10 protein-coding genes are annotated in these 11,617 nt (G+C 47.6%); all 10 read left to right on the top strand.

The features are described 5' to 3' along the window. Positions 1-59 precede the first annotated feature (59 nt). The 10 genes from HPY28_RS25720 (at position 60) to HPY28_RS25675 (ending at position 11,615) form a co-directional block, all read left to right on the top strand. The gene (locus tag HPY28_RS25720; protein ID WP_174231691.1) at positions 60-2,195 is read left to right on the top strand and encodes a GDYXXLXY domain-containing protein; all 2,136 of its coding nucleotides are present in this window, start codon (positions 60-62) and stop codon (positions 2,193-2,195) included. Positions 2,196-2,453: 258 nt separating this feature from the next. Continuing rightward, positions 2,454-4,487: a copper amine oxidase N-terminal domain-containing protein gene (locus HPY28_RS25715; protein ID WP_173624223.1), complete on the top strand. Its 2,034-nt coding sequence runs from the start codon at positions 2,454-2,456 to the stop codon at positions 4,485-4,487. 183 nt (positions 4,488-4,670) lie between these two features. Next, complete coding sequence (gene yabP / locus HPY28_RS25710) at positions 4,671-4,955, top strand: sporulation protein YabP (protein ID WP_007726414.1); 285 nt, start codon at positions 4,671-4,673, stop codon at positions 4,953-4,955. Then, positions 4,952-5,524, top strand: a complete 573-nt coding sequence (gene yabQ / locus HPY28_RS25705; protein WP_017246952.1) for a spore cortex biosynthesis protein YabQ — start codon at positions 4,952-4,954, stop codon at positions 5,522-5,524. The genes yabP and yabQ overlap by 4 nt, the downstream gene beginning before the upstream one ends. Positions 5,525-5,542: 18 nt before the next feature. Continuing rightward, positions 5,543-5,851 carry an FtsB family cell division protein gene (locus tag HPY28_RS25700; RefSeq protein ID WP_017246953.1) on the top strand — a complete coding sequence of 103 codons (309 nt, stop codon included), beginning with the start codon at positions 5,543-5,545 and terminating at the stop codon, positions 5,849-5,851. Between the two features lie 41 nt (positions 5,852-5,892). Next, a complete protein-coding gene (locus tag HPY28_RS25695) occupies positions 5,893-6,264 on the top strand; it encodes a S1 RNA-binding domain-containing protein (RefSeq protein WP_017246954.1) in 372 nt (123 codons plus the stop codon). 285 nt (positions 6,265-6,549) lie between these two features. After that, positions 6,550-9,024, top strand: a complete 2,475-nt coding sequence (spoIIE, locus tag HPY28_RS25690) for a stage II sporulation protein E (RefSeq protein WP_106836629.1) — start codon at positions 6,550-6,552, stop codon at positions 9,022-9,024. A gap of 139 nt (positions 9,025-9,163) precedes the next feature. Further along, positions 9,164-9,925 (top strand): vWA domain-containing protein, encoded by a 762-nt coding sequence (locus tag HPY28_RS25685; RefSeq protein ID WP_017246956.1) that lies wholly within the window; start codon positions 9,164-9,166, stop codon positions 9,923-9,925. Further along, positions 9,915-10,850 carry a serine/threonine protein kinase gene (locus HPY28_RS25680; protein WP_254613005.1) on the top strand — a complete coding sequence of 312 codons (936 nt, stop codon included), beginning with the start codon at positions 9,915-9,917 and terminating at the stop codon, positions 10,848-10,850. The genes HPY28_RS25685 and HPY28_RS25680 overlap by 11 nt, the downstream gene beginning before the upstream one ends. A gap of 15 nt (positions 10,851-10,865) precedes the next feature. Beyond that, positions 10,866-11,615 (top strand): threonine/serine exporter family protein, encoded by a 750-nt coding sequence (locus HPY28_RS25675; protein WP_017246958.1) that lies wholly within the window; start codon positions 10,866-10,868, stop codon positions 11,613-11,615. The last annotated feature ends 2 nt before the right edge of the window (positions 11,616-11,617 follow it).

Genomic DNA, 11,617 nt, shown 5'->3' with positions numbered 1-11,617 from the left:
TTCCAAGCAAAGGATATAATGAGAGTACCTGAAGGCATTTCCGAAGGGATGTGTGCTGTGTGCAACAAAACGGAGTTCGAACGGGCTACTTTTTGTCTATTTCGCTTCTGTTATCATCTATCCTGTACTTTTTTGCCTCGAACTGGCCGCTTATGGTCAGGGAGCAAAAGATCGGCGTCAGTGTGGCAATCCTCGTTCTTTTTTATTTGTTATCCTATGGACTGCGTTTCATCAAACGTCATACGTTTTTGAGCAATTGGCTTCTGGTGGCTGGTGGCTTGGCCTTTGGCATCAGCGTGGCTTTGTTGGGGCAAATATACAATAGTCACGCCGATAGCTACATGCTGTTCGTCGTATGGCTCATTCCGAATTTGTTATTTGCGATTTTCACGCGCTATCAGCCGTTCTATGTCATCAGCTATGTCCTCGCTCATTTGGCCATTTACTTCTTTCTCCATCCATCAGTCATTCATGTAGCGCGCGAAGACGAGTGGTGGTTCATGATTTTTTGGTTGATTGCTTTGGGAAATATGGTCTTGTTCTGGCTAACTACGACAGGAAGGTTACATTCTAAACCGATTTACTACTTATCTTTTCTGACCTTTTCCGTCAGTCTTTTCTGGTCAGCTTTCACGGATGTATACGGTTCGTTTCCTGAGCTTTTATATGTCCTTACCGGGGGCATCCTGTTTGTCACGTTTTTAAAGTGGGTGCCGAGTCGCGGGCTTCTGATTGTGACAGCCTCGCTGCTCTCGCTGTTTGTGCTCGTTAAATTCATATCTTACATGGTGATGTATTATTCAGAAGGCTTCTTTATTTTGATGCTGCTGCTGACCGTACTCATTATTTGGGGAGCAGTTGCAGGGATTAATTGGCTGCGCAAGGAATCAGCGTATCAAAAAAGCAAATGGGTTGTGTTTTTTCAAGAGGCATTTACGGTTCTCGTTACGACCATTGCCGCATCTATTGGAGCTATTTCGATAGCAGGTCTGCTTTTTCTGATCATTCAAGAGGAAACGGTTATTGATTTGCTGTTTTTCCTTTCCTTAATTGGCTTTATTGGCCCTGTGGTGTTTATGAGTGGGATGAATGCAACGGTACGATATACGCTGCTCACAATGGGGTATATATTGGGTGTCGGTTCTGTTCTGTTTTTAGAAGGAGCTTACTGGATCGTTTTCCTGTTGGTACTGTTATACGTGTGGAAAGCTGTCTCTGCCATTCCGGCGCGGCTTATGACACAGCTGACTTTTTTAGTCGTCCTCGCTACGAAGCTGGATGAGTACCTGCCTTCCTTTGAATATGTACTCTTGATCATATTTGCTACGCAGTTGGCGATGCATTACGTAAAGCAATTGCCAGTCGTTTTGCAAAACAGCTCGTTGGTGTACGCCTTACTCTCGCTTTTGATCCTGACAGAGGAAGGATTTCAATCGGGCTCCATGAATGTGGTAGTGAATCTGGCTTTTTTCGCAGTCAGCACGTATTTGTTGTATCGGACATTGCATCAGCAAAATAAGGTGAGATTCGGTATTGTACTCGGTTTCTGGTTTGCCTTTCTCCTCATGAAGTACTACGACATGCTATGGAGCTTGCTGCACAAGTCACTGAGCCTGCTTTTGCTCAGCCTGGTGTTTTTCATCGCTACCCTGTGGTGGGATCGAAGGTCGAAAATTGAGTGGCCGAGAAGCGAGCCTTCCCTTTTTGTGAGAAAAGCGTTTGTGTTGCTTCCTGTCATTTTGCTGCAATTTGTTTTGATTGGCTATCAAGTATGGAGCAGTGAGACGATCCTGGCCAACGGAAAAACGGTGAAGCTGGAGCTGGTTCCAATCGATCCGCGTTCGTTACTCCAAGGTGATTACGTCAGACTTGGCTACACCATTTCTACACTGGACCAGGAACAGGTTGACTCAGGGGATAAGATTCGAGTCGTACTCCGCCAAAAAGCAGATGGCTTGCACAGCTACAGTGGCTATTATGAGATCGATGGTCGATGGAATCGAGCCTACGAGCCTCAGTCATCGGATGTGGTGATTAATGGAAGTTCAATCGGTGGCAATCAGGTGGAATACGGCATAGAAAGCTATTTTGTCCCAGAAGGAACCGGACTTGAAGTCGAGCGGAATGCCAAATACGCTATTGTGAAAATTGGTGAGAGAGGCGATGCCATCCTGGAGAGCCTGTCGAACCAGTAGACATTACAAAAGAAGAAGCTGCCTGTGTCATCGGGCAGCTTCTTTTGTGTGGGGAAGTAAACGTTCTTTGGAATCCATTTGCAACACGATCAAGCGGGTGAGGATAACGCCTACGATCCCCAGGAATTGCGGTCGATTCGTTTGGATGGATCGACTTTTCCAAACTGTGGGTTAAATCATTCGTTACCAGTCTGTAACCCTTTCTTGCCGAACATTTCCTATCATAGTAAGGAAATTGTAGAGAAGGAGGCGTTACCGTTGAAAAAAAGCGTAAACAAAGGGATCTCAGTGCTGCTGGCCACTGCGGTTTTGGCAAGTCCACTGATGCTCGAGCCAAAAGCGGCTTATGCTCTCTCTATTGAGGATGTTTCTGCAGACGATACAGATGCAGACGAGGAAACAGAATATACGATTGAGTTTGAAATCAATAAGGAATTAACAGCAGGGGATAGTATTTACGTTAGATTCCCTTCAGATTATTCGGTAGATAAAAAGCTGAGAACATCAGACATCACGCTTGAAGATGACGATGATGATGAGATCTCGATCGACAGCGTATCCGTCAGCAAAAATGTAGTGGAGATTGAAGTCGATGAAAAGATCAAAAAAGGCACTGTTCTCACATTGACTATTGATAACATCACCAACCCGGAAGACAAGGGCAGCTATGAGATCGAAGTAAAAACGAGTGAGGAAAACAGCTACAAGGGTAAAAAAATCACCATCGGCAAATCTTCGAGCAGTAGCAGTAGTAGCAGCAAGGGCGACTTCGAGGCCTCCCATAGTAGTAAAAATGCCGAGGACGGAATCTCCTTAACGCTCGGAAAATTTAATCTTTCCTCGAAGAGCAAGCTGAAAGATGGCAAGTACATTTATGTCGATTTCCCTTCCAAAGACATGCTGCCAAAGAGCATCAGCAAGTCTGATGTGACTGTAAATGGGTACAAAGCAGAATACGTCACGATCGTTGACAACGACTCGATTCGGATTGAGGTTCCGAGTGGTGCAGACGGCGATAGCTACATAAAGCTGGAGTTTACGTCCTCAGCGGGGATTGTAAACCCATCCAAAGCAGACAAGTACTATTCGTATGAAATTGAATATGACAGCAAGAAGTACAAGTCAAAAGATGTTGAAATTACAGGCATAAGTAATACGCCATTCACCGTTTCTTTGTCGGACAGTGCAGCTGGGGCGCGCACGAGCTATACGTTTGAAGTGGATCTTTCCTCCAAGCTGGGGTCGAACGCAGAAATCGAAGTTGAATTCCCAAGTGAGGTAACTGTTCCGCCGATTCTTACCAGCAATAGCGTCACTGTCAATGGTTCTCAAGTGACGAATGTAAGCGTGTTGGGGAATAAGGTTTATTTCCGCACGCCATACGGATTCAATGGCACAAATCGCGCGAGCATCAAGTTTGCATTCGAAGGCTACTTGACCGCTCCGAAAACAGCGGGAACATATACCGTGGCGGCCAAGATCGACAACAAGTCCTATAAGTCGAAGGAATTCCAAATTACAGGAATGACTCCACCAGTCGCCGTGGACAACGCATTGGCAACGGTTGGGCTGACAAGAGCGACTGCCTCTACTCCTGCTGGAATTTCAATCGGTATCAAAGCCATGGGTGCTCCGATTGTTCGCAATCAGGGATTCATTGAAGTCGTACTCCCTGTTGGCTTCCGTGTTCCAGCCTATTTGCCAGCAAACACAGTAACGGTGAACGGTGTGGCCGCTAGCTTTGTTGGTGTGCGCGGACAAAATCTGATTATTATTCCTGCCCAGGATATTCCGGCAAAAACAGCAGCTCAGGTCAATATCGCCGAGACAGCTGGTATTGTGAATCCGGCTACTCCAGGTGTGTACAACATTGGTGTCTACAACTCCGAGGAGAGGGGCTTACTCTTCTCTCGTCCAGCGACCATCGTGTCTCTAAATGGCGTCAGCTTCAAGCAGAATGTCGCTTCCTTTACGAAGGCTGGTAAAACAACCGGACTCGCAGTGGCACCGTATACCGTAAATGGCAACACGCTGATGCCAACTACGTTTTTCCGTGATGCCCTCGGGTTTTCGATCAGCTACACCAAAACGACTGCCAAAGTCGTGAGCGGCAATACGGTCATGCAATTCAAGGTCGGTTCAAACGTAGCGACCATCAATGGCAAAAATGTAACGCTGCCTGCAGCGGTTCAGCTGAAAAACAACGTTCCTACTCTGCCTCTTAAAACCATCACGGAGCGTACCGGTTACAAAATCATCTATGTGAACGGGAACTACACCGTTTACAAGTAAGGACAGTCTGGCAAAAACCCCGTATTCATACGGGGTTTTTTTTGTAGAAAACATCGAAATGTTATTCATTAGAGTTAATGCGACCGCTTGCAGTCAACAAAAACGGTATTGACCGTTTTTGTTCTATCAGGACATCCCTCCCCATATGATAGTACAAGAAGGGTACGTGAGGAGGGAGTAATCATGAACGATCACACGAGACGGCCACGTCATGAAGTCGTGATGATTAATCGTCGCAGCTTAGCGATATCGGGAGTAAAAAACGTCGAAAGCTTTGATAGCGAAGAATTCCTCTTGGAGACGGACGGCGGCTTTTTAACCATACGAGGCCAAAACCTGCATATGAAAAATTTGAGTCTGGAAACCGGAGAAGTAGCGATCGAGGGGCTCGTTCACGAGATGGCCTATCTGGAGCAAGGGCAGGCCGGCGATCGGTCGAGAGGATTCTTCGGCAAGTTATTCAAGTGAACATTGCCATCCAGTTACAGACGGTATTGGCCATGTCGACGTGTGGTGCACTGATGGGTATGGGATTCGATACGTACCATGTATTTAAGGGCAAGGCCAGACTGCCACTCTGGTTGGTCTTTTTCTTTGATATCCTTTTTTGGGTGGGCAGTATGGGCGCTGTCTTCTTGATTTTGGTGAAAGTGAACGACGGGATTATTCGGTTTCCGATATTTTTTGGAATGCTATTTGGCGCGTGGCTTTACTTCTTATTAGGTAGTAAGAAGTATATCCTTTTCTTGCATCGCGTGATAAAATTCTGTCAGTGGTTTTACCGTACGGTCGTAAAAATTATAGACATCCTGCTTGTACGTCCTGTGCTCTTTCTTTTCCGAGTGATCATCATGGTGCTGACATTTTTGTATTCCGTGTTGCTCGCGATCCTCGGCTTTTTGTGGAAAGTGACGCGTTTTGTCACCTCCCCTTTTGCCAGATGGGGTCAACATTTGTGGAAAAAAATGTACGGAAAAACAACAGGAATTTGGACCAATTGGAAGAATTGGTTTCACTCAAAGAGAAAGCGGGAGTAGATTCGAGGTGGCGTACTGATGAAGGAAGCAAGAACCTCTTCCATTAACCGAAAAGGGCAAAGAAGGAGAATGCGTCTCTTTTTCTTTGTGATCCTGTGCTTTTTCGTCTGGACTAGCTATACCTTGTTTTTGCAAAGTGGCGAGTTGTCCAAGAAGGAGACAGAGCTGGAAGCCCTGAAGCAAGAATCAGCGATCTTGCAGCAAAAGCAAGAAGATCTGACCTATGAAGCAAGCCGGCTAAACGATCAGGAGTACTTGGCAGAGCTGGTCCGTAAGCGAATTTTGTTTACCAAGCAGGGCGAAAGCATCTATATCATTCCGGATTGAGTATACATCTGATCTTCAACGAGAGGGAGGCATTCCACGTCATGGAGATCGAGGTCGGGAGCATACTGGAAGGGAAAGTCACGGGTATCACCAAATTCGGAGCGTTTGTTCAACTGCCGGGCGATGTGACCGGACTGGTGCATATTAGTGAAATTGCTGACGTCTACGTCCGGGACATCCATCAATTTTTAAAAATGGGAGACACGGTAAAGGTAAAAGTCCTCAGCCTCCGTGAGGGCAAGATCGGGCTTTCTATCAAAAAAACAATGGAAAAGGAACGGCCACCCCGCTATCAGCGGGAGCGAAGTGAAGGTTTTGAAGAAAAGCTGAACCGCTTTTTGAAAGAAAGTGAAGACAGGCAGTCCTCCTTGAAGAAAAGCGTAGAGAAAAAGGGCCGCGGTCGGTCTTTTTGATTCGGAAAATTGTGACTTTTCTTTCTTTGTGAAAAGCGCATTTTGACTGTAAAAATAGGAAGGTCATTTCAAAGTCTTGACGAATAAAGTATCCTAAGCCCGTTTCGCAAAGCGCGAATCACCTGTCAGCCGACGTTATCCGCCATAACGTCGGTTTTTTTTGTCCGTTTTCGTTACTGAATTTGTCGCACGATTCTGTGAATATTCATTGGATTTTTGACAAATTTTACAATGCCCCCTCCGTATAATGGAGAAACACATTGACCAAGAACGGGGTGGAGCGAAATGATTGCGAACAAAAACGTAACACAGGCCGGACAAGCTTGGACGCGGCAAGTGTCCGATCGAATGGGTACCACTGCCCAGACGTGGGGAGAAAAAGTAGCAGATTTCATAGAAAAGTGGAATGTTCTCCCCATCCTCATGGGCTTCTTATTAGGACGAGCTCTGATTGTGGAAGAGCTAACCCCCTTTGCTATACCGTATTTCATTGTCATGTTTTATATTCGCCGAGATTGCTTGCTTGTCACGGGGATGGCTCTTATTATCGGCGCTTTTACCCAGTCGGTACCTGTTGGACTGGAAACCGCGTTGAGCGTGATACTTGCCTTGTTTGCCTGCAAATTGATGAATAAAATGCGCAAGAAAGATTTTTCACGGACGCCTTTGCTGGTCGTCGGGACGATTTTCATCAGCCGTCTGTTGTATGCGGTTCTGACCAATCAGGTAACGACCTACGAGCTTGTGATGGTAGCAGTGGAAGCGATTCTTGGCTTTGTACTGACGCTCATCTTCATCCAGTCCTTATCGATCATTCATTTGGCGAAGCCTTACGAACCTCTCAAAAATGAAGAGATCGTTTCGTTAGTCATTTTACTGGCTTCCTTGATGACGGGTACTGTGGACTGGATGGTCGAAGGCATTTCGATGGAGCATGTACTTACACGCTATTTGTTGCTCGTCTTTGCTTTTGTCGGTGGTGGCACGATCGGTGCGGCTGTTGGTGTGGTCACAGGTCTCATCCTCAGTCTGGCTAATGTGAGTGCTCTTTTACAAATCAATCTGCTCGCTTTTTCCGGTCTTTTGGCAGGTTTGCTGAAGGAAGGCGGCAAAGTCGGCGTATCCGCAGGCTTGTTGATTGGTACGGCTATTCTTGCGATTTACGGTGGAGCAGAAGAGACACTCTACTACTCCTTGATTGAAACCTCTCTGGCCATTGTGCTCTTCATTCTGACCCCTGCTGCTCTTTGGAAAAAAGTGGCTCGATTTATCCCTGGGACCCCCGAGAATCTACAATCCCATCAAGAATACATGCGCAGAGTCCGCGATGTGACTGCGGGCAAAATCCAGCAATTCTCCGATTTGTTTACGCAACTCTCCCATAGCTTTGCCCAGACAGCCGATCCTGAAGAAATAGAAGAACAGGCCGATGCTTTTCTCAGCCGCGTATCTGAATTCACCTGCCAGAAATGCTGGAAAAAAGAACAATGCTGGGAAAAAGATACGCAATCGACCTATGAGGGAATGCGCTTTTTAAGGGAAAAAGTGTATGAGCACGGTACCTTGGCAGGTGTTACTCCGCCGCGTGATTGGGAGCGCAAGTGTGTCAAAACCGAAAAGGTCATGACTGTAATGGAGCAAGAATACGATCGCCAGCAGTCGTTTGACCAACTGAAAAAGCAGGTAAAGGAAAGCCGGATGCTTGTAGCTGACCAGCTATCGGGAGTTTCTCGTGTCATGAGTGATTTTGCCCGGGAAATACAACGAGAGGGCATGGAGCTGAGCTTTCAGGAAAAGCAGGTCTCACAAGCATTGGAGGGTTTGGGTCTGTCGGTACGCCGCGTAGAAATACACAGCTTGGAAGAAGGCAAGGTCGATATCGAAATCAGTCAGCCGACTTGCTATGGCCGCGACGAATGCGCGAAGATCGTGGCTCCCATGCTCACGGAGATTTTGGGAGAAAACATTGTGGTTCGCGAGCGGCATTGTGAAGCGCAAAAAGACGGCTCATGCACGATGTGCCTTGCTTCCGCCAAAACGTATGAAATCGATATCGGGGTCGCAGGAGCGGCCAAAGACGGTAAGCTATTATCCGGTGACAGCTTCCGCACGATGGATTTGGGTAATGGAAAAATGGCGCTGGCGATCAGCGATGGAATGGGAAATGGCGAGCGGGCATCCATAGAGAGTCAATCCGCCCTCGATATGCTCCAGCAGCTTCTGCGATCTGGTATGGACGAAAAAATTTCGATCAAAACCGTTAATTCCGTGCTCGCCCTGCGCTCCAAGGAGGAAATGTTCGCGACGGTGGACTTGGCTCTGATCGATTTGCAAACAGCTCATACGCGTTTTGTAAAAATCGGCTCCACCCCGAGCTTTGTCAAAAGAAATAAAGACGTCATCACAATCACCGCAAACAACCTGCCAGTGGGGATTTTGGAAGAAATCGAGGTGGATGTTGTATCTCGTATGCTCAAGCCAGGTGATTTGCTCGTAATGATGTCCGATGGCATCTATGAGGCGCCACGTCATATTGAGAATAGGCAAGCGTGGATGAAGCGAATCATCAGCGAACTGGAGACGAATGATCCGCAGGAGGTTGCTGATTTACTATTGGAAAAAGTCATTCGCCAGCATTCCGGACAAATTGTCGATGACATGACCGTGTTGGTGGCGCGAATTGACCGCTTTGTACCACAGTGGGCTGCCATCGCAGTGCATGGGATGGAGAAGCTCGAGCGTCCACGGATTGTGAGTTAGGAGTATGTTTTCTCTATTACCCGTCGATACTGTTGCTAAAAATATCCTGCGAAGTGAAGTGGATGTATGGTCGCTGCGCGGAGCAGGGAACCTCAACAATAGTTGAGGCAATAAAAACAGATCGAATGGGGAGATTATTGTGAAAGAAGCGACACTTCGTCAAATACTGGTAGTGACAGACGGCTGCTCCAACTCGGGAATGAGTCCCGTTGCTGCAGCGGCATTGGCACGGGAGCAAGGGATTACAGTCAATGTCATTGGTGTAATCGACAAGAGTGAGTTGGGTGAAAAAGGGGAGAAGGAAATCAGGGATATTGCGGAAGCAGGTGGTGGACTCTGCGACATCGTGTTCCCCCAACAGCTTGCGCAAACGGTACAAATGCTGACGCGAAAAGCAATGACGCGCACTATTCATCAAGTGGTCAATAAAGAATTAAAAGAGATTTTGGGCGATTCCGGAATAGAGGAGCTGGCACCTGATAAAAGAGTGCAGGTGGCCGGAATGGTTGACGAGTTGGGTGAAAAAAGCAGCTTGAACGTCGTGATGCTGGTGGATACCTCAGGAAGTATGAAGCCAAAGCTGTCGGCTGTTCAGCAAGCGATACACGATTTCAGTATCAGTCTGCATTCGCGGAGTGGACAAAGCAGAATGGCGGTCGGTTCATTTCCGGGGAAACAAAAGCATCTCGATATCCGCATTCCGTGGACAGAAAAGGTCGAGCAGGCTCATCAAATTACGAGTGATTTGGCGATGAGCGGAACTACTCCTACTGGCCCCGCCATCGTAGAGGCAATTGCCCTGTTTGAGCAGGACAAGCTCCCACGCTCGCTGCAAGAGCGTTACATCGACCAAGACGAAGAGGACGACTCGAACGGAATGCTGCGTGACCATGTCTTTTAAGGCAGCCACCCCCGACCTGCCCAAGCACTTTACTGGCAAATGGAACAAAAAATCGTATCACGTCTTACGGGAGTTGGGGCGTGGTGCAAACGGGACCGTGTACTTGGTATCCCAAGGTGGCGTACAGCGCGCGGTTAAGATCGGTGTGGAAGGCATAGACATTTTAATGGAAGTGAATGTGTTGAAAAGCACACAGCAGGGGCGGGATTCCAAAGTGGGACCGCTCCTGTGCGACGTGGACGATCTCGTTGTAAACGGGAAGGCCTGTACGTTTTATGCTATGGAGTATCTTCAAGGCTTGCAATTGGATGAATATATCAAGCAAGAGGGTACGGACTGGGTGGCCGTGATGATGGTTCAATTGCTGGCGCGACTGGATGTTTTGCATCAGCATGGCTATATTTTTGGTGATTTGAAACCACAGAATGTGATGGTTACCCAAACGGACAAGCAGGTACGCTTGATTGATTTCGGTGGAGTGACCAAGCTGGGCAACGCCGTTCGGCAGTTTACAGAAGAGTATGATCGAGCTTTTTGGCACGCAGGTGATAGACGGGCTGAAGTAAGCTATGATCTGTTCTCGACAGCCGTGATGATGGTGCGTCTGACGGTTGGAACGGAAACGTGGAAAAACAGCCTTGGTGACCCACGTCACACGATATTGCTCTGTGATATAATACGAAAAAGTGACAGCCTGTACCCTTACCGGGAGCCTTTATTGAAGGCGTTTCACGGTAAGTTTGCGACCGCGAAAGAAATGCGAGCGGAGCTGTTGGCAGTCTTGCGAGATAGCATGGGCGCCAAACCGCAAAAGACGCAAAAGAAAGCGCGGACGAAAGGGAATGTAGGAGCGGGCATTAGCGGTCTTTTTGTCGCCTCGTTACTCCTATTGGCTGGCACTTTGTATTACGCATGGTTTATGTGAAGGATGTGACGGTTCGTGTCCTCAGATTTGGTGATGGATACTTGCTTGTTGGCAGGCTCGATTATTTTGAAAAACGGTGGGGAGACATATCGGACGGAAGAGACAATGGCATTGATTGCGAAGGCTGCGGGGATGGATGATGTCAACAGCTCTGCTACGCCCACGAGCATCATCTTGTCCTTTCGTTGCAGTGGACTGGATCATACAAGAATGGTTCGCACCCCCAAACGTACGACCAATCTCAATAAAATTACGCTGGTGAATGATGTTTCCCGACAGTTTGTCGGTGGGAAAATTAATTTGGAGCAAGCCTATCGGACGCTGCGTGAGATCGATCAAAAAAAGCAGATCTATCCGAAATGGTTGCAGCATCTAGCAGCCGCTACGGCCAGCGGCTCCTTTTCTATGCTTGCAGGGGGAGATTGGGGTAGTCTGATTCCTTCTGCGATGGCAGGGTTGATTGTGAATCTGAGCCAGGAATATTTAGAACAGTTTGTCCGGATGAAGTTTTTTACGGAGTTCTCTGCCGCTTTACTAGGGGGACTTTTCGCGTTGTTGACCGTGACGATCTTTCCGCAGTTGCATTTAAGCATCATTATTATTGGTGCGATGCTTCCGTTGTTTCCGGGGATCGCCATCACCAACTCGCTTCGGGATTTGATGGCTGGTGATTTGGTTGCAGGTGTTTCACGCGGAGTAGAAGCCATGCTGACAGCTGTCTCCGTAGCGGTAGCCACAGCCATTATTCTTTCGTTTACGAGGTGAGT

The sequence above is a fragment of the Brevibacillus sp. HB1.2 genome, from assembly GCF_013332495.1.
Lineage (GTDB): Bacteria > Bacillota > Bacilli > Brevibacillales > Brevibacillaceae > Brevibacillus > Brevibacillus porteri.
This window is presented reverse-complemented; position numbering and strand designations above follow the sequence as displayed.